This is a genomic window from Vibrio sp. R11-SG3-ISO9 (assembly GCF_059834255.1).
Map to the genome: position 1 here is coordinate 39,800 of NZ_JCBDGU010000057.1, position 20,473 is coordinate 60,272.

24 protein-coding genes and 1 pseudogene are annotated in these 20,473 nt (G+C 42.6%); 8 read left to right on the top strand and 17 right to left on the bottom strand.

The genetic code is table 11. The annotated features are described in order from the left end of the window. Nucleotides 1-36: 36 nt before the first annotated feature. The 9 genes from AC6R05_RS23365 to AC6R05_RS23405 all read right to left on the bottom strand — a co-directional run bounded on the left by AC6R05_RS23365 (nt 37) and on the right by AC6R05_RS23405 (nt 5,921). Nucleotides 37-360, bottom strand: a complete 324-nt coding sequence (locus AC6R05_RS23365; protein WP_500648829.1) for a hypothetical protein — start codon at nt 358-360, stop codon at nt 37-39. A 124-nt stretch (nt 361-484) separates the two neighbouring features. Then, entirely contained in the window at nt 485-1,123 is a 639-nt protein-coding gene (locus AC6R05_RS23370; protein ID WP_500648830.1) for a DJ-1/PfpI family protein, read from the bottom strand. Nucleotides 1,124-1,284: 161 nt separating this feature from the next. Beyond that, nucleotides 1,285-1,767: a DUF2314 domain-containing protein gene (locus AC6R05_RS23375; RefSeq protein WP_500648831.1), complete on the bottom strand. Its 483-nt coding sequence runs from the start codon at nt 1,765-1,767 to the stop codon at nt 1,285-1,287. 138 nt (nt 1,768-1,905) lie between these two features. Further along, entirely contained in the window at nt 1,906-2,529 is a 624-nt protein-coding gene (locus tag AC6R05_RS23380; protein ID WP_500648832.1) for a DUF3885 domain-containing protein, read from the bottom strand. A gap of 145 nt (nt 2,530-2,674) precedes the next feature. Continuing rightward, nucleotides 2,675-3,034 (bottom strand): hypothetical protein, encoded by a 360-nt coding sequence (locus AC6R05_RS23385; protein ID WP_500648833.1) that lies wholly within the window; start codon nt 3,032-3,034, stop codon nt 2,675-2,677. 132 nt (nt 3,035-3,166) lie between these two features. Continuing rightward, nucleotides 3,167-3,940: an aminoglycoside phosphotransferase family protein gene (locus tag AC6R05_RS23390; RefSeq protein ID WP_500648834.1), complete on the bottom strand. Its 774-nt coding sequence runs from the start codon at nt 3,938-3,940 to the stop codon at nt 3,167-3,169. A gap of 565 nt (nt 3,941-4,505) precedes the next feature. Then, nucleotides 4,506-5,048: a hypothetical protein gene (locus tag AC6R05_RS23395; RefSeq protein WP_500648835.1), complete on the bottom strand. Its 543-nt coding sequence runs from the start codon at nt 5,046-5,048 to the stop codon at nt 4,506-4,508. A 95-nt stretch (nt 5,049-5,143) separates the two neighbouring features. Continuing rightward, complete coding sequence (locus tag AC6R05_RS23400) at nt 5,144-5,500, bottom strand: hypothetical protein (protein ID WP_500648836.1); 357 nt, start codon at nt 5,498-5,500, stop codon at nt 5,144-5,146. 73 nt (nt 5,501-5,573) lie between these two features. After that, nucleotides 5,574-5,921 (bottom strand): hypothetical protein, encoded by a 348-nt coding sequence (locus tag AC6R05_RS23405; RefSeq protein WP_500648837.1) that lies wholly within the window; start codon nt 5,919-5,921, stop codon nt 5,574-5,576. 97 nt (nt 5,922-6,018) lie between these two features. Here AC6R05_RS23405 and AC6R05_RS23410 point away from each other — a divergent pair, with 97 nt between their 5' ends. Then, nucleotides 6,019-7,044 carry an IS110 family RNA-guided transposase gene (locus AC6R05_RS23410; RefSeq protein ID WP_500647859.1) on the top strand — a complete coding sequence of 342 codons (1,026 nt, stop codon included), beginning with the start codon at nt 6,019-6,021 and terminating at the stop codon, nt 7,042-7,044. Nucleotides 7,045-7,424: 380 nt separating this feature from the next. On the opposite strand, the gene AC6R05_RS23415 is transcribed toward AC6R05_RS23410, so the two are convergent. Then, nucleotides 7,425-7,709 (bottom strand): DUF7684 family protein, encoded by a 285-nt coding sequence (locus AC6R05_RS23415; RefSeq protein ID WP_500648838.1) that lies wholly within the window; start codon nt 7,707-7,709, stop codon nt 7,425-7,427. 227 nt (nt 7,710-7,936) lie between these two features. On the opposite strand from AC6R05_RS23415, the gene AC6R05_RS23420 reads away from it, so the two are divergent. Beyond that, nucleotides 7,937-9,148: a hypothetical protein gene (locus tag AC6R05_RS23420; RefSeq protein ID WP_500648839.1), complete on the top strand. Its 1,212-nt coding sequence runs from the start codon at nt 7,937-7,939 to the stop codon at nt 9,146-9,148. Between the two features lie 131 nt (nt 9,149-9,279). Here AC6R05_RS23420 and AC6R05_RS23425 read toward each other — a convergent pair whose 3' ends face one another. Together AC6R05_RS23425 and AC6R05_RS23430 are read right to left on the bottom strand one after the other, a co-directional pair. Continuing rightward, entirely contained in the window at nt 9,280-10,110 is an 831-nt protein-coding gene (locus AC6R05_RS23425; protein ID WP_500648840.1) for a hypothetical protein, read from the bottom strand. A gap of 158 nt (nt 10,111-10,268) precedes the next feature. Further along, nucleotides 10,269-10,574, bottom strand: coding sequence for a hypothetical protein (locus AC6R05_RS23430; protein WP_500648841.1), 306 nt, complete (start codon nt 10,572-10,574; stop codon nt 10,269-10,271). A 337-nt stretch (nt 10,575-10,911) separates the two neighbouring features. Between AC6R05_RS23430 and AC6R05_RS23435 the strand changes: the two are divergent. Next, a pseudogene (locus AC6R05_RS23435) lies at nt 10,912-11,894 on the top strand (integron integrase). Between the two features lie 101 nt (nt 11,895-11,995). On the opposite strand, the gene AC6R05_RS23440 reads toward AC6R05_RS23435, so the two are convergent. From AC6R05_RS23440 to AC6R05_RS23450, 3 genes are read right to left on the bottom strand one after another with little or no spacing between them, the layout of a single operon-like run. Continuing rightward, nucleotides 11,996-12,418 (bottom strand): DUF6691 family protein, encoded by a 423-nt coding sequence (locus AC6R05_RS23440; RefSeq protein ID WP_500648842.1) that lies wholly within the window; start codon nt 12,416-12,418, stop codon nt 11,996-11,998. Then, the gene (locus AC6R05_RS23445; RefSeq protein ID WP_500648843.1) at nt 12,419-12,841 is read right to left on the bottom strand and encodes a YeeE/YedE family protein; all 423 of its coding nucleotides are present in this window, start codon (nt 12,839-12,841) and stop codon (nt 12,419-12,421) included. After that, nucleotides 12,842-13,153 (bottom strand): ArsR/SmtB family transcription factor, encoded by a 312-nt coding sequence (locus AC6R05_RS23450; protein ID WP_050487398.1) that lies wholly within the window; start codon nt 13,151-13,153, stop codon nt 12,842-12,844. 145 nt (nt 13,154-13,298) lie between these two features. Between AC6R05_RS23450 and AC6R05_RS23455 the strand changes: the two genes are divergently transcribed. Then, a complete protein-coding gene (locus tag AC6R05_RS23455; protein WP_500648844.1) occupies nt 13,299-15,002 on the top strand; it encodes an FAD-dependent oxidoreductase in 1,704 nt (567 codons plus the stop codon). 174 nt (nt 15,003-15,176) lie between these two features. Here the strand turns inward: AC6R05_RS23455 and AC6R05_RS23460 are convergent, their stop codons facing one another. Next, nucleotides 15,177-15,476, bottom strand: a complete 300-nt coding sequence (locus AC6R05_RS23460) for a Dabb family protein (RefSeq protein ID WP_500648845.1) — start codon at nt 15,474-15,476, stop codon at nt 15,177-15,179. Between the two features lie 315 nt (nt 15,477-15,791). On the opposite strand from AC6R05_RS23460, the gene AC6R05_RS23465 reads away from it, so the two are divergent. From AC6R05_RS23465 to AC6R05_RS23475, 3 genes are all read left to right on the top strand, one after another. After that, nucleotides 15,792-16,100, top strand: coding sequence for an ArsR/SmtB family transcription factor (locus AC6R05_RS23465; RefSeq protein ID WP_032550853.1), 309 nt, complete (start codon nt 15,792-15,794; stop codon nt 16,098-16,100). Nucleotides 16,101-16,261: 161 nt separating this feature from the next. Beyond that, the gene (locus AC6R05_RS23470; RefSeq protein ID WP_500648846.1) at nt 16,262-17,602 is read left to right on the top strand and encodes an aldehyde dehydrogenase family protein; all 1,341 of its coding nucleotides are present in this window, start codon (nt 16,262-16,264) and stop codon (nt 17,600-17,602) included. Between the two features lie 10 nt (nt 17,603-17,612). Next, nucleotides 17,613-18,380: a 2OG-Fe(II) oxygenase family protein gene (locus AC6R05_RS23475; RefSeq protein WP_500648847.1), complete on the top strand. Its 768-nt coding sequence runs from the start codon at nt 17,613-17,615 to the stop codon at nt 18,378-18,380. 89 nt (nt 18,381-18,469) lie between these two features. Here the strand turns inward: AC6R05_RS23475 and AC6R05_RS23480 are convergent, their stop codons facing one another. After that, complete coding sequence (locus AC6R05_RS23480; protein WP_500648848.1) at nt 18,470-19,330, bottom strand: SDR family oxidoreductase; 861 nt, start codon at nt 19,328-19,330, stop codon at nt 18,470-18,472. Between the two features lie 141 nt (nt 19,331-19,471). Here AC6R05_RS23480 and AC6R05_RS23485 point away from each other — a divergent pair, with 141 nt between their 5' ends. Next, nucleotides 19,472-20,389 (top strand): LysR family transcriptional regulator, encoded by a 918-nt coding sequence (locus AC6R05_RS23485; protein WP_500648849.1) that lies wholly within the window; start codon nt 19,472-19,474, stop codon nt 20,387-20,389. The last annotated feature ends 84 nt before the right edge of the window (nt 20,390-20,473 follow it).

The following is a 20,473-nucleotide window of genomic DNA, read 5'->3' on the forward strand; positions in this document are numbered from 1 at the left end:
AATGCCAAGCGTGGGGAGCCCCTCTTGAACAGTTTGTTATATGCTATCTTCAAACATTGCATTTAAAATACCATGCACCATTTCATGGCACGTGGAATTACCTCCCAAATGAACTAACTCATTATCACTTTCACCACTCAGAAACGCCAAGTAAGGATGTGCTTCATCACCATCAAAACTAATGCTTGAAGAACTGTCGATCATACTTGCAACTTCAAAAGAAATATTACCAGTTAGTTCTTTTAGCAATGCTCCCTTAATACCAGCTCTTTCCAAATGTTCGGCAATACGTGCAATCATCTCACCAGTAAATACTTCCTGTTGAAGCATAAAATTATCTGCGTCTACTGTTAACTCCATAGGTACTTCATTCCTTTGTGTGGTATTACATATAACGCCGCGTTAAGGTGTGAGTAACACAATGCTGAAGTTTCTGCATTGCACCTTAAACACCAAAACCAACGCAAATTAAAAATGACAAGCGCTACGAATCACTCTTAATCGCTTTGTTATGCAAATTTTTCAACTCTGCTGACTGAATAGTTGTGCTAATGAGCTCCTCAAAAAGTTCTAACTGCCCGGCTGGAATTAATTGATTCTGGATAGCTTTTCGTTTATTTGAGTCAAACAGTCGCTCTGCCACCCAACCAATGAGATACACCAGTGAAAGGCAGCCTCCTGCAGTGGCTATATTATCTTCTACAACTAAAGGCAGATCCTTAACGTCTCCTCCCATCTTTTGTAGAACACCTTTAGCATCTGGATTGGTTGTTAATGGCTTACCTTTTAGTAAACCGAGCTCATGAAGGATGAATGAACCCGCACATATCGAGCCAATTAGCTGTTTGTTTGGGTCAAGGCTCAACGCCGACATAAATTCAGCATCTTTCATCGCTGCTGGAATACCACGTTTGCCACTAGTGATAAGAACAACGTCTTGGTTCGTCACCTCTGAAATATGCCCGTCTGTTGTAACTTTCATACCAAGGTGGGAATGATGTTCAGGTTTAGTTCCCAGTATGCTGACCGTCCAACTATTGGTTGTCCTACCAAGCAAGTCATACATAAGAAAAAAGTCTACATCTGTGAAATCATCAAATATAACGACGCCAACTTTGTACATAAATTCCTATTCCTTTCGCTGTTCTCATGAATCACATAACGCCCTGTTAAGGTGTGATCAACGCAATACCTAAGCCGCCGCATACCACCTTAAACACCAAACGAAACGCATAGTGAAAGTGCCACGCGTTGCGAATCACTCTTGAGCAATTTGTTGTGGACTCAAGGCAGAGGCATCCATTCTTTTACGCCTACATACTGGTCATATTTATCTTGTTCGTCTTTTGTTTTTTGGCCTCTGATGTAACGCATTGAAAATCCACCATACATTGAACCACTGTTATTCAGAGACCAATCTACGATATCTTCATCTGAAACTAAGTATGCTTCACCAACGACAATATGATCTAACTGAGGGAGTGTTTCAAAAGCTTGAACCACGAAAGAATTTGAGTCTACATCTACCACCATGAACCATAAGTAAGCACCTTGTTCTGGGAAGTATACTTTTACAAGAGCAAAACTAGATGCAAGCTCATGGATAGACAATAGTTCGCGAAAGGATCCAATGCTCGCTTTAGCTTCTGTAATAGTCTTCTGCCATGCAAGGTCAGTGGATAAAACTGGATTACTCTTCACTTCGTCACCCGAAAAACTTAAACCTGAATGTAGAATTGATACCAATAGTAGTAACCAATATTTCATTGTTAGCCCCAAACAACATAACACCCTGTTAAGGGGTGAGCAACGCAATACCAAAGCTGCCTCCCGCATACTACCACCCTAAACACTAAATCCAACGCATAGTGAAAATTCCACGCGTTGAGAAACAGTCTGTTATATTCATTTGAACAAACTATCCATATATTGCTTATCGTAATCGAGTAACAACTGGTTTTGATTTTGATAGAGGCCTTCTAGAGCCCATTGACTGCTGGCGGCAACATCTAGACCTCGATCATCATAGAGGTGATACACCAGTTCTTTATCACTATTAATTATAAACAGTTGCCCTGCTAGGGTTGGACCACGATCACCAAAGTCCCCGTCAATACAAGCCTGAATGATCGGTTTTATATTTAACTCTGACACGTCTACACCTGAAATGGTCACTCTTTTCCAGCAGTGTCTTTTGAACTCTAGATCTTCGGTATAAATATCTCGATGCTCCGAAAACTCTATAGCTTTACCACACAGAGGCTTGAATAGCTTAAAGAAGTAGTCACTTTTTCTAATTTTCTTCCGTCCATCAGAAAAAATTTGATAACAGACTTTGATCTTATCTGAAGGTTTAAATGCTTCTTCATAGATACTAAGCGCTCTACTCATCGCAATTTCAAAATACTGTTCATTATAATTTGTTCGGTCGTCATCCAACCATATGTCGACGTCATCAGGGCCTAACTCAAACCTCAAAGCAAACTCATTACGATAGAAGACTGGTTTTTCTAGTTGTATGTTCATCATTATTTACCTCCAGTTTTCCCGATGAATATAACGCCCTGTTAAGAAGTGGGCAACGCAATACAAAAGCCGCCATATTCTACCTTAAACACTAAAATCAACGCATAGTAAAAATGCCACGCGTTGTGAGCCCCTCTTAAACAGAATGTTATGTACGTAGTTTAAAATGAACACCTGCGCTTTCAAATTCTATGTTCCCAAAGCCACCTACAACCTTAAAATATGATTGGTTCTTTTCAAAGTAGTCGATGTTTCCGTAGTCTTTTGAACCGTCAAGGTCTATGGTCGGCTGTATATCATTTTGATTCAAGAGCCCATTAATACTCAAAACGCCCTCAAAAAGAAGAGCCCCCAAACGATAGCAAGTATGTTCACCTATTTTGGGAGCTTCATAATATTTAGACGCAGGCCATATGCTAAGCTCTAGTTCAATTTCAAGAGTTTGATCATTATAGTGCCAACCCAGAACAAATGAATCCTGAAGGTCTACACCTACGAGAAAATCCATATTTTTCTCCAAGTACATAACGCCCAATTAAGGCGTGAGCGCGCTACCTCAACACTAAAATTGGACACCGTAAACACTGAACTAAATCCAAACCAAAAATGCCAAGCGTGGGGAATCACTCTTAAATGCTTGTTAGTTGCACAGTGCACACTGAATTTTTTCTTTATTTTCAGTGACATATTCTATGTCATTTAGATAGGCTTGAAGATGACCTTGCTCTATGTTTTTAGCAAAGGTTTCATTACCATTTTCAGCTTCACTGCGCATGAACAAAACTAAAGCCTGTAATCGCTCAATCATTGCGTCCGCTAGTCGATTTCTTTCAGACGTAGTTGCATCGTAACTATCACAGAACAACTTAGCTCTAGTTACCTGCTCAGAGATTGTGCCTAACTTATCATTGCTGTCAGTTTTGAAAGGCGACCAGCAATAAACTGAATATGCTAAATCCCATATTCTTGGCGCAGGGTGCGCAGTATCAAAGTCAAATACACCTACAACTGCGTTCTCAGATAGAGCAACATTGTATGGTGTAAAGTCACCATGACAGATAACTTCAAAAGGCTCTCTTGGCTCTAGCATCCACTTATGCGCATTGACATCAACTTGATCCAAAAGTGGCACAGTTGCGTCATGTATTTTACGCAATAGTTTACCTGCTGATATGAGTGTATCCGCAGTAGCAATTGCACCGACTAGTGGGTAGTTATAAGTATTACCAGCAACAAAACTTAGAACCTCCTGTTCTTGGTTAACACCAAGAAATCTTGGACATTCAGCTACATTTTCTCGCTCGAGGTGTTTTAAAATAACGTGAATTGTAGGACTCCACGGCTGGAGAGGTCGATAGACAACTTCACCATCTCGATATATTGCTGATTCTCTTCCACCTGATAATTCTTCCACGAAACCTCCTCGAGCGACTAACGCCGCGTTAAGGGGCGAGCAACGCAATATCACCCAACTTAAAAATTGTGCCCTAAACGCTTAAGCTGATTTGAATGAAAGTGGTCAAGCGTTAGGAGTCCCTGTTAAGCAATTTGTTATGTGTCATCACTCAAATCCCAGCTCTTTATATGACTTTTTATCATGTTCAGGATGATTCGTTTCATAAACTCCATACGCGCGAAACCTATAGTATTTTGTCATCGCTTCAAAGTGGCTGTCAGCAACGCATGTCCAAATCAACTTTGAGTTTGGCTCTAACGACGCTCGAGCTTCATCACCGTGCTTACCACTTAAACAAAAAATATCTAGACCATCCGGATCGATCCAAAGTTCATGCCTCATAGCTGGTTTCTCCAATACACATAACGCCGCGCACGCACTACACAAGTGACCGCATAACACCTTAACCACTAAACCCAACGCAAATTGAAAGTGCCACGCGTACCAAGTCCCTCTTCAACGCTTTGTTAGTGCTCTGTCCACAGACACGTGTCAAAAGTAACCGTTTGTAATAGTTTTGACATTAGTCGACAAGCTCAAAACAGATCGCAGATAGACATATATCAAAAGTCGCATCTGCCGGCGTTTGAAACGACACATACCAACTACTATTACTTTCTCTGAAAGAGTGCTTAGTAAACTCTCTTACATGCCCTTCTAGTATGGTCTGACTTTGGCTTCCGACTAAAACACTATAGCCATCAGGGCAATGAGCTACGATTTTTTTGAATGTTCGGCTACTCTGATTTCTCATACATTTTTCAGGTGTAACTGCAATCTTGACTCGTTTATCGATTGCATCGTCAAGATTCAGACCCTGTAAAACACTTAGTTCAATCGCTTCGTCAATCAGTTCTGGGTGTACGTAGTAATCTTTGTTACTTTCATACTCACTTATCGCCTTTGATATTGATTTATTCAATATTTCTTGATTCGAGGCACACCCGAACATAAATAATAATGTCCCTATGACCATCGACACTCTAAATTTCATTTCTGTCAAATCTTCCCTAAACATCACAGTGAATAAAAGCCCTAACGCCTTGTTAAGGTTTGAAGCACGCAATGCCAAAGCTTCCGTATACCACCTTAACCACAAAACCTGACGCTTGGTAAAAATGCCACGCGTGCTGAATCACTCTCGAACAATTTGTTAGGTGTTCAGTCCCCAATGACTAATTGATTTGGTCTGTTGCCCAAAAACTCTATCCCAACAACCGCTTCCAACTCACTTTCGGTATCAAAATAAACAGCCCATTCAAGCGTTGAATTTAAAAACACATTTGGATTTGAAAACGTTTTTGCTTCCATCCCATAGCTTTCTCGGTTTTTTTCGATATAGCCGTAACATTCTTTAATTGTTTCCAACCATGAAGCAGGTATTCGCTTAACAGCTTCTATGTCCTCGTCGGTGACATGTTCTTTCTCTACATAAATAGTTGCACCGTTTAAATTGATGGGCTCAATTTCCCAATAGCCCTCGCGCTTTATTAGAGCCCCAATACCTTTTATTTCCACATGTTTCTCCATGACACCTAACGCAACGCATAGTGAAAATGCCAAGCGTTGCAAGTCACTCTCAAACAGATTGTTAAGTTCGTACTACAATGTTTATCGCAATTACATCAAGTTGCCCTAACTCATTAAAGTTAAGCCGAAAGTGCTTGTAGCCTTCGCCGCTATCGATTGCTTCTGAATGGACATGTTGCTTGAGCCAAAGAGATGAGCATATTTCATAACAGCTGTCGTCTCGCTCTCCCTCAAGTAAATCAAATACCATCTGCCACTTGCATGCGACGTGATCGGCAAAATATAGCTTTACCGTTTTTTCCTGCCAATCTTTAAACTCAGCTCTCAAATCGCCTTCTTCTTGATGGATTTCAGGATATTCTGCATCTGCAGTAGAAAACCCCAAATCTAGCATTTTAACTGTTTCCATATCCCTTCCTAGCCCAAAGAACATAACGAATGACATGGATTCCCCCCTACCGAGGATCTGCCACACTTATGTGGTACTTAAATGCATCGGAGGCACCATGTCTGATTATTCTTATTTTTGCGGTATCGACCTAGCTAAAAACCACTTTAGCCTTCATGCCGTAGACCAAAATGGTAAAGTCATACTTCATAAGTCAGTAACACGCTCTAAACTATTGACTACAATAGCAAATATGCCACTCATGCGTATAGGTGTTGAAGCGTGTAGTGGTGCACATTATTGGGCTAGAACACTCAATAAACTGGGTCATGACGCCCACATTATGGCTGTTAAATACGTAATTCCTTATCGAACTAAGGGAAAGAACGACCTTAATGATGCTGTTGCTATTTGCGAAGCTGTTCAGCGACCCTCAACTCGCTTTGTGCCCGTAAAATCCCCCGAACAGCAAGCCATCCTATCTGTACATAGAATGAGAGAGCATTGGGTTCGTGAACGCACCGCGCTTATGAATCGCATGCGTGCTCTGCTTTCGGAATTCGGCTTAATCATTCCTGTTGGTCGTTCTTCATTGATGAAACAGGTTCCCTTAATGCTCGAAGGTGCAGAAAATGAACTGCCACTCCTTGCAAGAACATTGATAGCTGATGCTTATCATCACCTTGGCGAACTCAACCAACGTATCGCCGATACTGAACAAGTCTTCGATTCTTTTGCCAAGGTCAGCACTAATGTCCAGCGAGTGATGAAGGTCCGAGGTATTGGGCCACAAACCGCAACAGCGATACTCGCTTCAATAGGTAACGGCTCTCAATTTGATAAAAGTCGCGACTTCTCTGCTTGGCTAGGCTTAGTACCAAAGCAATATTCCACAGGAGGAAAGCCTCGGTTAGGTCGGATAACCAAACACGGTGATAAATACTTACGAACACTATTAGTTCACGGCGCAAGGACCGTGATTGCCAACCTTGGTGACAAGCAAGATAAGCTAAGTCAGTGGTGTCGAGGCGTTCTGGAGCGCAGAGGAATGAATCGAGCGATAGTGGCACTTGCCGCAAAGAACGCACGAATTATATGGTCGCTTTTACACAATCAAACCGAATATGAAAACTATGCTGCTTGAGTAGAAACTTAAGCAGCATAAAGAGTTAAACCCACCGGGTCATTGCAGACGCTAATGATGGAGATAGGTTAAGACCACTTGCGGAGAGCCTGTTAATGCGGCGGACACACTCGATGTCATCTAACGAATAAGGCACCGCAGTCGCGCAAAGTCATCAGGGCCACGACGTATGCGAATCGTCGATAAGTAGGCCGAATGTAGAGCGGCAGTCCAAAACCCATCAACATAAGTTTAGCGGATGTTTGACAACCGGGGGAATCCATGTAGCCGCGTTAATGGGCAGACAACGCCACCACAAACTTAAACCATTGCGATATAAACACTAATGCCAAACTGTGAACCAAAGCTGCCAAGCGTTGGCTGTCCAATTGAACGCTTGGTTATATGCGCACAATTTTAACAAACGAATTCTCTACCAAAGGAAATGAGCGAGCAAACTCGATAACTTCCAATTCTGACTCATTAGGATGAGAAGTAGTAGTGACATCAAAAACTTGGCTACCATCTCCAACAGCCAATTCGTCTATTACATCTTCCCAAGTAGAACAGTCTACACCTGTAATACAGATTAACCTTGCACCATCCGCCAATATTTTGAGGAGAAATTCATCAAAATCAGGACTGTAATTAGACTTAGCAACAAGTACTACTTTTTTATTTCCCATCAAATAGATCCATATTAAGCATATAACGCCCTGTTAAGGTGTGAGCAACGCAATACTGAAGCTCCCGCATACCACCTTAAACACAAAACGCAACGTATAGCAAAAATGCCAAGCGTTGCGAATCACTCTTAAACAGATTGTTAGCCGTACATTAAACTCATAATCCTTTATTCCCACAAGTATTTTGTGTATAAAACGTCGGTATATCAACTAATAACGTAACTAGCATGTACAACAAATTTGTAGCTAAAGATAAAGACGTATTCGCCACACCACTGTTTTTGTTATCGATTACGATACCAATGCTTACAGCTATAGGTATTGGAATTGCCTTGTACTTTAGCACGACATTTTCGAGTGTTTTAAGCCACATTTGGGCAACAATGAAATTGCCTTTGGCAATTGCATCACTGTCTATTCCATTGGCAACTTGGGTAATAGCTAACCACCGTTCAGCTCAAATAACTAAGTCGAATAAACTACAGGAGTCCAAACGTCTTGTTGAAACTTACCTTGAGCAAGAAAGTTTCTTTGAGCGTGTTTACGGTCGTAAAATTACAACCGCAAAATGGAGCTTCATAACCAAAGAAGACTTACCTGTAATCCATGCTGAATTGTACGAGTTTCAAAAGCTTCAAGATAAAGGTGAAATCAAGGCAAGAACCAATGTTAAAGATGATGTACAAGCATACTTTCACGGCACGCATCGAGTTTTCTGGGAATATTATGAACACTTTGTAAAAGAGAAAGAAAACGAAAACAACGAGTTTCTATTGGAGTCATTTACAACTCAGCTTTATGAGTATCTACATTATAACCTTGCGACTTTTTCTCGTGCTTTTGGAACACAAAATGTAGATATTGAAAATACATGCCTAAGTACATACATCTCCGCCTACTTCGAGATTTACCAACTATGTGTTGATTTAAAAATCGACACTGGTGACGTCAACGATGAATCCATTCGTGATGACTACGAAACATTCATAGCTGTAGCTAACCTAATTTCTGATAACTACGGACTGAGGCTAGAAAACGCGACTCTAGGACGCCTCAGAGAAGATATTGGGGTTAAGAGAATGGTTAAGTTCGCTACGGCTGAACCACATACACAAACAATTAATCGATTAATTAACGAATGGGCAGAAAAGTTTGTAGACAACTTTGAGCCGCTGAAAATGCTTGCGATAGAGGGAAAATATTTATCCTTTAAACTGTTTACCAAAGATCATAACGACTTCATTTTGATGAATTTTGTTGAAACAGATGAACAAGATTATTTTGGAGAGATACAAGTCTCTCGCGCCGATGAAAAATGTTACATGCCAATATATAAAACAGAAACGGGCATAACGGTGAACCAAGATGCAACGAGCGCTGAAATTAAAATGACTGATATCATTCGCTTTATCACTCAATTTTGTTCACCTACTGAATAAGTGAGTTGTACGGCTAACGCCCTGTTAAGGTGTGAGCAACGCAATACCGATGCCGCCGCATACCAACTTAATCACTTAAACCAACGCATGGTAAAAATGCCACGCGTTGCGAATCACTCTTAAACAGTTTGTTATGTGAATTTAAACCCATATGCTTTGATCGAAATATCCTTAATTTTACTTTCACCGATACATCTTTTTAAATTTGAGTACACTTTTAGTGCTTCACTGTAAAATTGCTCATGTTCAGGATCATCAGAAGCACAATCGACAGCCTTTGCAAAACATTTGGTGGCAGAGAACAGCTTGGAAATACAGATAATCATCAACATATGCTTCAAAGCGAGGCTTTCGTTACGAGTATCCGGTAATGGGATAACTGCAAACTCACCTTTATGATTCAAGGCAGACCTTGTCTCATCTGCTACCTGTTGTAAAGTAGGGTGCTTCATTTTGCACAATAGCTTGTAGTTGTGATAACACATTTTCCAAGCCGTATTAAATTCATCATCATTTGGAAATTCATCCGGAATGTTCCCATATAAATCTTTGTATGCTGCCATTTTGCAAAGTTTTTGAGCCCCCCAGGGAACATCACCATTCTTGTTAAGTAGAACTTCATCAGCCAAGTCTTGACGCTCAACAAGGCAATTAACAACAAGTGCATTTTCATAAAGCGAAGCAGCGACACATGCTGCTTGGTAAGGATAACCCCAATTAATCAATAACCACGCACCTCTAAAATCACTCATGGTACGCTTCAAAAATGCAGCAGAAAGTTTGATGGATTTTGAACCTGAGTTTTTACCTTTGAGAAATGGAGCTTTAATAGCTAAGTTCATACAATCTTCAGCTAAAGAGTCCCAAGGCTTTAAGTCTTCAAAACTTCGGTCTATTGCACTGACTTCGAGGCGAGCCAAATAGTTCCAATAGTGATCTTGCCAGTTGTCTTCAGAAATCATATTTCAATCACTTACATAGGATCCCAATAATTCACATAACGCCCTGTTAAGGTGTGAGCAACGCAATGCCGAAGCCACCGCATACTACCTTAAACACCAAACGCAACGCATAGCAAAAATGCCAAGCGTTGCGAATCACTCTTAAACAGATTGTTATGTTATTTCCAGGTCACAGGAAGCCCGTGATTAACACATAAGTCACACAACCAATTTGATAAACTAGGCTGTTGTTTAAAATTTAGAGCATTTCCATCTTTGTCTTCCAACAAAATTTCATTGGAATCGTATGCCTTCACTGTAAGAGTCTCGGTATTTTTTCCAATAGTTATTGAAGCATTTGTTGCGTTTACACTCAGCAGATAAGTAACATCACCTTTTTCCGCTGATAGAGTTATTGGCTCTTGATTGTTTTCACATCCAGCCAATAATGCCAACCCAAACAAAATACTTATTACCTTTTTCATTTAATTTCCTCATTAACATAACATTGTTAATAACAAGCCAGCTCGTTTTTCTGCTTGCCTAACTTGTCTTAAAACTATCATAAATCATTGAGATATAATGCATATACTTCACGTTTCGCATTTTGTCTTTATATAAAAACGAGCACGCGTGTTATCACTTTTTAACAATGCGCGTTATCCGAGGAAGAAATAGCGCGAATCATATGGATAACAATAGCTTATCGAATCCTCTATCAACTAAACGAGAATAGACTCTCGGCAAAACAAGCCATTTTTCATACTCAAACCGAATCTAACTCAAATAAACTGTATAAATAAACAGAGAGAGGAGGTGACGATGGCAAGCAAATTTTTGGAAGAAATTCGCCGACACATGCGGATGCGAGGATACAGTCTCAAGACCGAAAAGGCCTACTTATACTGGATAAAATACTTCATCCATTCCATAAACTCAAACATCCAAAAGATATAGGCGAAAGCGAAGTAACGGCTTTTCTTTCTTATCTTGCTAACGAGCAGTGCGTAGCAATTAACACTCAAAAAGTTGCGCTCAACGCAATTGCTTACCTCTACAATCAATTTTTACAACTACCATTAGGGGATTTAGGTTTTACCTATGCCAAAAAACCACGCAAACTACCAAACGTTCTAACGGCCAACGAAGTGCAGGCTATTCTCTCGCATCTATCGGGTGTGAATCACATAATATTTTCGTTGCTTTATGGATCAGGATTAAGAATCAGTGAGTGTTTACGACTCAGAATACAAGACCTAGATTTCACTAACTTGTCGTTAACAGTACGTGATGGGAAAGGTAAAAAAGATCGAGTGACATTACTAAGCCCCGTCATGATTTCATTACTCCAACAGCAAATAGACAGAGTATCAACAATACAAAAAAATGATAATAAACAAGGTATCGGCCCTTCGCTACCTCATGCTCTTGGTAAAAAGTACCCCAACGCGTTTAAACAAAGTTCATGGATGTTTATCTTTCCTTCAACAACTATCTCTAGACATCCAGTAACCAATCAACTCTGCCGACATCACCTACACGACTCTTCACCACGAAAGGCCTTAAAACGTGCTGTACAACAGGCAAAGATCTTTAATAAGCGAATCACCTGCCATACTTTTCGTCATAGCTTTGCAACTGAGTTACTACGTTCTGGACAAGACATTCGTACTGTTCAAGAATTGTTAGGCCACTCAGATGTCGCAACGACACAAATCTATACGCATGTCATTGGTGAACACTTCGCAGGTACCGTAAGCCCACTGAATAAAATATCTACTGCAAGCCACAAAACAAATCCATAGTTTTTGCATTCGATTCGAGTTCGTTAAACTGACTTTGAATCTACCAATAAAAAACCTAGCGCATATTTAGAGTCGGGCAGATCAGTAAAAAAGATATACAGTTATTTATTCGAGACTAAAGTAACCAACTTCATTCCAATCAGCATACTCGCAATAAATGAGATGATGGTAATGCTGCCCTCGCCCAAACTGGCGACCGCTGGTCCCGGGCAGATACCACCGATTCCCCAACCTAGGCCAAAAATAGATGCGCCCAAAATCAGTTTGCGATCAACCTTTGTATTCGTAGGCAGGCTAATAGCATTGCCATCAATGGTTTTACTGCGAGGTTTAATAATGAAATGGTAGAAAGGCGTGAATACGAGCAAAGCTCCTCCCATCACGAACGCAAGGCTCGGATCCCAATCCCCCTTGATGTCAAGAAACGCAAAAATGTTAGCAGGGTCGACCATACCAGAGATATTCATTCCAGCACCGAAAAGTACGCCAGACAAAAGAGCGACAAACAAAGAGATAGGATTCATTTATAGCACTCCCAAGTTACGACGAACAAATACAACGACAATCGCGACAATCATAAAGGTACAGGTTGCGACGATTGAGCGCTTAGAGAAACGCCCCATACCAACAATGCCATGTCCACTAGTACAGCCATTGCCTAGGCGCGTGCCAATACCAACCAATACACCGGCAACCACAACCAAGCCTAGATTCATTGTGCTTAAATCCGGCAATTCAAAACCAATTGGGCGTGTAAATACAATGCTGATCACTATGCCAAACAGAAACAGCACTCGCCATAATCGGTCTCCCGCTTTCGGAGTAAGTAATCCACCCAAAATTCCACTGATACCAGCGACTTTACCGCTAAATAACATGAGTAGACCTGCGGACAAGCCGAGCAAGGCACCACCAGCCAACGCATGCCAAGGCATTGAAAAGTCCATCTACTTCTCCTCTTGTTGATGTTTACAAAATACGCTGTGAAGTGACCCCATCAACATCATGACTCGGTCATCGGCTAACGAATAAAACACTTGCTGCGCTTCTTTTCTTACTTTCACCAAGCCCTTCTTTTTTAGCACGGTGAGCTGTTGTGAGAATGCAGATTGACTTAGATGGGAAGACTCGAGCAACTCCGTGAAGCCTACTTCACCATTACTCAACTGACACAAAACCATCAGCCTGTCGGGGTGAGCCATCGATTTTAAAAACTCGGCAGTTTCATTTGCGTTGTCGCGCATCTCTTCAATGTTCATCGATTCAATCTCATCACTTAATTCTGCCTACTATGATGGTTCAACCCTTAAAATTAGTCAATTCTAATTTAGTTAAAATTAAATTAGACTTTTCTAATTATGAGTTTTATAGTGGTCGCCAATCAGAAGATTAAAAGGTGACCTTATGACTAAGATTGTTATTGTTGGTGGCGTTGCAGGTGGCGCATCAGCCGCCGCACGTGCTCGTCGCTTGAGTGAAGATGCAGAAATCATCATGTTCGAAAGAGGAAGTTTCGTCTCGTTTGCGAATTGCGGCTTGCCATACCACATAGGGGGCGACATCGAAGATAGAAGTAAGCTTCTGCTGCAAACGCCAGAGAGCTTCTTAGCTCGATTCAACGTTGATGTCCGCGTTATGAGCGAAGTCGTGTCCATCGACCGACACAACAAACAGGTCACCATTAAGAATCTTCTTGATGGTAGTGAGTATATTGAAAGCTATGACTTTCTCTTGCTCAGCCCCGGCGCTGGACCCGTGGTTCCACCAATTCCTGGTATTGATAACCCGTTGACTCACTCGCTGCGCAACATCCCAGATATGGATCGCATCATTAAAACCATTCAAATGAATAAGCCTGAACACGCGACGGTGGTTGGTGGCGGGTTCATTGGTTTAGAGATGATGGAAGCCTTCCACCAGTTGGGGATCAAAACCACGCTAATCGAGATGGCGGATCAGGTGATGACGCCTGTTGATCGTGAAATGGCGGGCTTTGCTCATGCTGAAATACGCGAGAAAGGTGTTGACCTTAAATTAGGCGTTGCACTTGAAGCGGTCGAATACATTCCGAACCAACATATGGCCAGTATCGACTCTGGCGAAAACGAAGATCACCAACATATTGAAGGTGAGATCGAACTGACTCTTAGCAACGGTGAATCGCTCACTACCGATATTTTGATCATGGCCATTGGAGTGCGTCCTGAGACTAAGTTGGCAAAAGACGCTGGGCTTCAAATCGGTGCATTAGGTGGCATTTACACTACCGATTCAATGCAGACGAGTGATCCAAGTATCTACGCTGTCGGTGATGCGATCGAAGAAAAAGACTTTGTCACAGGCGCACAAACGTTAGTTCCGCTTGCAGGGCCTGCAAACCGCCAAGGTCGAATGGCTGCCGACAACATGCTCGGACGCAATGAAACCTATCAAGGGACACAAGGCACTGCCATCTGTAAGATCTTTGACCTTGCCGTTGCCTCAACAGGTAAAAACGAGAAGCAATTGAAGCGTGAAGGTGTCGAGTATGAAAAAGTCTACGTGCACACCGCCAGCCACGCCAGTTACTACCCAGGTGCAGAAATTGTCTCATTCAAAATGCTGTTTGAGCCATCCACTGGAAAAATCCTGGGTGCTCAAGCGGTTGGTAAAGATGGTGTCGATAAACGTATTGATGTGATGGCCGTTGCTCAACGAGCAGGCATGACTGTCGAGCAGCTTCAGCACTTAGAGCTCACTTACGCGCCGCCATATGGCAGTGCCAAAGATGTGATTAACCAAGCTGCTTTTGTGGCAAGCAACATCATCAAAGGTGACGCAACACCGATCCACTTTAATGAAGTCACAAATCTAAATGACAATCAGGTTCTGTTGGACGTACGAAACCCAGCAGAGCTGGAAAACGTCGGATTTATTTCAGGTGCTATCAACATACCCGTCGATCAACTTCGTCAGCGTATGAATGAGCTACCCAAAGATAAAGAGATCATTATCTACTGCCAAGTAGGATTACGAGGTAATGTGGCCTACCGCCAACTGGTAAACAATGGGTTTAAAGCGAGGAACTTAATCGGTGGCTATCGAACCTTTAAGTTTGCGAATGCTTAAATGTTCTAACAGCAGAGGTGAGTGAGAAACCACGCACTCACCTCTGACACAGAAACCGAATTTATCCACAACGCGAAGCTATGAGCCAAACGTTCTTAAAATGAACCAAAGCTCTGTGTTGAGTTAGGTTAGTTTAAGACATGAACATATCTCCCAAGCCCCGTGAATCACCTTCTACGCAGGTTGATAGTCAAATACGATGATGTCATCCAATATCGGCCTAAAGACACTCTTCAGCGCATCATGTTCTGGGTGAGGTAAGTAGTTATCACGTCCTGCCTCATCAGCGAACGTCATAAAAACAGAGTGTGTATAACCCTTATTCTTTCCTTCTGGGCTGTTGTTTTCTCCCCATTCCACGTCAGTCACACCATCAACTTTGTCGGTCATTGAAACGAACATCGCCATCAGTTCTTCAATCTGCTCTTGAGTGCTTTCTGGCTTGAATTTAATTAGCAAGATATGTCTTATCACGAGGTAACCCTTTTTTTTACTGCACTAATGACAGCTATTCATAGCAATAATGAGGAGAGTGATTGTGTCTCAAACGACAAAACCAATGCTTCTACCCAGATCTCAATTTCCACAAACTCGAACTAATGTCTGAATATGTTTCCTGTTTTCTCAACGTTTATATGGGCTTGTCCGCACTCATGTCAGCTCAATCTCGCAATACCATAGAACAAAAACTTAGACCAAACAACATTTCGAGATATTGCGATATCCTATTTTTAGGCGTATGCTCTGCATCATCAACCAACGTAGTATCAAGATAAGAAACCATTCGGCATGTTAGATATCAACGAAATTCTAAAATCGATTAACAACCCGGTAAGACGTAACTTCTTGCATTGGCTTAAGTCGCCACATGAACACTTCAATCTCGAGAAACAGCTCGTTGATGCTGAAGTTGAAGGCGTTTGTGTCAGTATTATTCAAGAGAAAAGTGGCTTATCACAATCGACTGTCTCTTCTTACTTGTCGAACTTGCAGCGAGCGAACCTCGTCAGCTCAAAGCGCATTGGTTCTTGGACTTACTACAAGCGAAACGACGAAATTATTGAGCTGTTCCTTGCTCAACTGAACGACTCACTTTAATTCCATAAATAGGGAGCATGTTTTACACCTCCCTATTTATTTAAAACCTCATATCGAGATTTTTAGATATCTAATTATCGAAAAATTACAAACACAGTTGAAGACAAACGCGGAGAGGAAGCCTTCAGCGTAATAAATACAAATACTTGGAGACAATGAGTATGACCAGCCTTATTCAATCTTTTGACCCTAGCAATGGAGAGTTGTTGGGCGAAGTTGAAAACTCAACAACAGAACAAGTTAATGCCGCGGTTGCCAGAGCGAATGTCGCTCAAAAGCTTTGGCGAAAAACATCGCTCCCTGAGCGAGCACGCATCATCAACAGCGCATACCAAGCGATCGACCACCTAACAGACTCATTCTCTGAACTGCTTGCCCGTGAAATGGGTAAAGACATTCGCCGAGCAACTGGCGAGGCAGGCGGTGCGGTGTACATGGGGCAACATTACGCACAAGATGCAGCACGCGCGCTCACTACTCGTCAACTATCTGGTGGCACGGAACTGCAGTACCGACCTCTAGGCGTTGTTGGTGTGATTTCGCCTTGGAATTATCCCGTCATGATGGCCAATAACCTGATTGTTCCTGCGTTGGTGGCGGGTAACAGCGTGGTTTTGAAGCCATCAGAAGAGACACCTTTAGTGGCAGAAACCTTCTTCGGCGAACTCAAAAAACATCTTCCTGAAGACGTGTTGACCATTGTTCATGGCGACCGAGAGACAGGAAAAGCCTTAGTCGAAAGCGATATCCAGATGATCGCATTCACAGGCTCTAAAGTCGCAGGTCAAGACATCATGGCGCGCGCAGCTTCTAAGGTGAAACGCCTTGTTATGGAACTGGGTGGTAAAGACCCAATGATCGTCATGCGCGATGCTAACCTCGAACAAGCGGCACGCTTTGCCGTAGCGGGTAGCTTTGAGAACTCAGGCCAAATGTGTACCTCTATTGAGCGGATCTACGTTGATGAACGCATCGCCGATAAATTTGAGCAACGCGTTACCGAAATCGCCAACATGTACCAAATTGGCCCTTGGGATATGCCAAGCGTCAACATTGGTCCCATCATCAACGCAACACAACACGCCAAGATCGTTGAACAAATCAAAGATGCAGAAGAGAAAGGCGCCACGATTTTACTAGGCGGTTCACAACAACCAGAGCGTTATATCCGCCCAACGGTAATCACAGGGATGACGCCAGAAATGAAGATAGAAACAGATGAGACCTTTGGCCCTGTTGTTTCTATCAGCCGTTACTCAGACGTTGAAGAGGCAATCGAAAGAGCAAACGCCAGTGAATATGGCTTGGGTGCGGTCGTCTTCGGTAACCAAGGCGTTCAAGGCGTTGCGGAAGAGCTTGAGGCTGGCATGGTAGGAATTAACCAAGGCCAAGGCGGCAGTGGCGACGCACCTTGGGTTGGCGCAAAGCAAAGCGGTTTAGGCTTCCACGGCTCGGTCGATGGCCACCGCCAGTTTGCACAAGTTCGAGTTGTTTCAAAATAAGGAGAGACCAATGACGAATAACGAATCATTTTATGTTGTCAGAAAAGAGTCTGGCACTCAGCGAAACGACTTACCTGTATGGGCACCTAAGAATCAAAACCCATTTTTGCTCGACAGTGAATACCAAGGTGTAACGCGAAAAGAGATCGACAACGTACCTGGGGCATTTCAATTGCTGAATGTGTTAAAACCTGAAGAGGTAAAGCGTATATTGGCAGCAACCAACGAGCTTGGTTTTACCGAAGATGCTGCGGTGTCATTGCCAAGAGAGATTCGCCACAACAGTAACCTCAATTTCATTGCCGACACTGAGACCTTGGAGCAAATTTGGCAACGCTGCCGCGATCATTTCAGTGATCAATACGGACACTTTGGCAACAAGCAACCACTTGGGATCAATGGTCGTTTTCGATTTTATCGTTACGAACAAGGCGACTATTTCAAAATGCACATTGACGGTTCATGGCCGGGAAGCCAAGTTGTCGACAATCAGTTAGTCGATGATGCCTTTGGTGACCGTTGGAGTATGTATACCTTTCTGATTCTATTAACGGATGACTTTGTTGGTGGCGAAACCCAATTTATGGTCAACCGTAATGACCCGACTAGACCTGCTCGCCAACATGAAGGGGCCAATATTGAATCGGTAAGAACGCCAAGCGGAAGCGTGTTGTGTTTCCCACACGGAACCCACCCATTCCACTGTCTACACGGCTCGGCACCAATTCTTTCAGGCGTTAAGCACATCATTCGTACCGATGTGTTGTTCGAGCTGTGATTCCGAGCTTCAAAAAGTAATCTGAGTTAATTAATAGCAAGGCACATTCATCAATGTGCCTTTTTACTTTTATCAAACTTTCATGATATCTACTTCGTAACCGCATGAGCAAACTCATCGGCAAAATCTGAGAAGGTTCTGGCTGGCTTGCCCGTTACACGCTCCACAGTATCGGTAACTTCTGTATAAGCTCCAGTAGCAAACCACGCCATGATCTCAGCGAGTGCGTTAGCAAACCACTCGTCCATTCCCGCTTCTTTAATGGCGCTGGCAAAAGCCTCCTCAGAGATGGCAACGTATTCGATATTTTTGCCCGTGGCCTGCGACAATACTGCTGCTTGTTCAGCAAAAGTTAGAGCCTCTGGGCCTGATAACAGATATGTTTGACCATGATGAGCATCACCAGTTAACGCCTCAACAACAACCGCTGCCACATCTCGAATATCGACCACACTCTGTTTCGCGTTTGCCAAAGGCAAGAAGAATTGCCCCATACTATTGATGGTTTCTAGACTTCCGTACAAGTTCTGGAAGAACGAATTCGGTTGAATGATAGTCCATTGTAGGTTTGATTCTTTAAGCAAGTTGTCGGTAATAACATGAGTACGAATGATCTCAGAACCTGCATCGATCTTTGCCCCCATGCCCGAAAGTTTGACTACGTGCTCTACATTCGCAGCTTGTGCCGCTTCAATCACATTCGCCACCCATAGTTCGTTGTCTTGGTGAATGGGCATAGAAACGTAGATACGCTTAACGCCTTTCATTGCGCTTTTCATCGATTCAACATCAGAAAAGTCACCTTCACGAATCTGCTCGGCTTTCAAATCCATCGCTTCTGCGGATTTCGACTTACGAACCATCACACCAAAGTCCGCGCCTTTGAGTTTAAGCTGACGAACCACTTCAGAACCTGTGTTACCTGTTGCGCCTAATACTAAAATATCCATGGTGTTCTCCTATCGAGCTGAGCGTTAATTTGTTCAGGCAGTGAATGCTGCGGTATGGATATACTTTAGTTAATCCCGATTATATTGACTAGATACAATAACTGGGCTTCACTATCCCACATACGGGACAAGAGAAACACAATGAAAGAGATATCTGCACTACCTTTGTTCGCAAAGGTCATCGAACTGAATAGTTTTGCTGAAGCAGCGAGACAATTGAATGTACCGACAACGACCGTTAGCCGAAAAATTCAGCAGTTGGAAGAGCAATTGGGCGGTAAACTGATTAATCGTTCTACTCGATCATTGTCACTTACCGAGCTAGGGCAACAAGTTCTACCAAAAGCACAGTTGATCGCCGATACAGTCAGCGAACTCTATGACCAAGCAGAAGATGCTGCAAATAAACCAGTAGGAACCCTGAACATCACGGCGCCACGAGCATTAAGTCAAAACTTACTCGCAACACTCTTTGCAGAATTTCAAGCGCGTTACCCCTCTATACGAATCAACCTCACGTCATCAAACCGCTATCAAGACATGACAAAGCAGAGCTTGGATTTTGCGTTTAGGCTCGGCCCATTAAATGACTCATCATTGGTTGCAATGACGTTATCTCCGGTGAGGTATGTACTCGCTATATCGAGTGAACTTGCAGCCCAACTTCCGGAGATTAACCATCCAAATCAACTAACATCGTTGCCGTGCATTCGAAATCATGTGGAAGGATATTTCTTGCCCTGGCGTTTCAGTGACCACAATGAAACGATTGAAATATCTCAAGCGGGGAGCATGACCTGCGATGACTTTTTTGTCAGCAAACAGCTTTGCTTAGAAGGCGCTGGCATTTGTTATCTTCCTATATCCATGCTGTACAAAGAGCTTAAGGAAAATAAACTCAAACTCCTTCTCGAGCCTTGGGTTCCGCAAGATAAAACCATGCTATTGGTCTACCAAGATCGAACACACCTTCCTCAAAAGTCTCAGCGGTTCATCGAGTTCATGAGAGAAAAAAGAGAGCAAATTCACTCTTTCCTATCCTCTCAAGGGTATAAGTGATGTGAGAGCAGGCCATTAGAGATAGCAACAAAAAACGCCCCTCGAGTAAGGGGCGTTGGCATATTTGAACAGATTATTGAAGTG

Coding starts and splice junctions, on each gene's coding strand:
- AC6R05_RS23365 (WP_500648829.1), bottom strand. CDS start 360: ATGGAGTTAACAGTAGACGCAGATAATTTTATGCTTCAACAGGAAGTA.
- AC6R05_RS23370 (WP_500648830.1), bottom strand. CDS start 1,123: ATGTACAAAGTTGGCGTCGTTATATTTGATGATTTCACAGATGTAGAC.
- AC6R05_RS23375 (WP_500648831.1), bottom strand. CDS start 1,767: ATGAAATATTGGTTACTACTATTGGTATCAATTCTACATTCAGGTTTA.
- AC6R05_RS23380 (WP_500648832.1), bottom strand. CDS start 2,529: ATGATGAACATACAACTAGAAAAACCAGTCTTCTATCGTAATGAGTTT.
- AC6R05_RS23385 (WP_500648833.1), bottom strand. CDS start 3,034: ATGGATTTTCTCGTAGGTGTAGACCTTCAGGATTCATTTGTTCTGGGT.
- AC6R05_RS23405 (WP_500648837.1), bottom strand. CDS start 5,921: ATGGAAACAGTTAAAATGCTAGATTTGGGGTTTTCTACTGCAGATGCA.
- AC6R05_RS23410 (WP_500647859.1), top strand. CDS start 6,019: ATGTCTGATTATTCTTATTTTTGCGGTATCGACCTAGCTAAAAACCAC.
- AC6R05_RS23415 (WP_500648838.1), bottom strand. CDS start 7,709: ATGGGAAATAAAAAAGTAGTACTTGTTGCTAAGTCTAATTACAGTCCT.
- AC6R05_RS23420 (WP_500648839.1), top strand. CDS start 7,937: ATGTACAACAAATTTGTAGCTAAAGATAAAGACGTATTCGCCACACCA.
- AC6R05_RS23425 (WP_500648840.1), bottom strand. CDS start 10,110: ATGATTTCTGAAGACAACTGGCAAGATCACTATTGGAACTATTTGGCT.
- AC6R05_RS23430 (WP_500648841.1), bottom strand. CDS start 10,574: ATGAAAAAGGTAATAAGTATTTTGTTTGGGTTGGCATTATTGGCTGGA.
- AC6R05_RS23440 (WP_500648842.1), bottom strand. CDS start 12,418: ATGAATCCTATCTCTTTGTTTGTCGCTCTTTTGTCTGGCGTACTTTTC.
- AC6R05_RS23445 (WP_500648843.1), bottom strand. CDS start 12,841: ATGGACTTTTCAATGCCTTGGCATGCGTTGGCTGGTGGTGCCTTGCTC.
- AC6R05_RS23450 (WP_050487398.1), bottom strand. CDS start 13,153: ATGAACATTGAAGAGATGCGCGACAACGCAAATGAAACTGCCGAGTTT.
- AC6R05_RS23455 (WP_500648844.1), top strand. CDS start 13,299: ATGACTAAGATTGTTATTGTTGGTGGCGTTGCAGGTGGCGCATCAGCC.
- AC6R05_RS23465 (WP_032550853.1), top strand. CDS start 15,792: ATGTTAGATATCAACGAAATTCTAAAATCGATTAACAACCCGGTAAGA.
- AC6R05_RS23470 (WP_500648846.1), top strand. CDS start 16,262: ATGACCAGCCTTATTCAATCTTTTGACCCTAGCAATGGAGAGTTGTTG.
- AC6R05_RS23475 (WP_500648847.1), top strand. CDS start 17,613: ATGACGAATAACGAATCATTTTATGTTGTCAGAAAAGAGTCTGGCACT.
- AC6R05_RS23480 (WP_500648848.1), bottom strand. CDS start 19,330: ATGGATATTTTAGTATTAGGCGCAACAGGTAACACAGGTTCTGAAGTG.
- AC6R05_RS23485 (WP_500648849.1), top strand. CDS start 19,472: ATGAAAGAGATATCTGCACTACCTTTGTTCGCAAAGGTCATCGAACTG.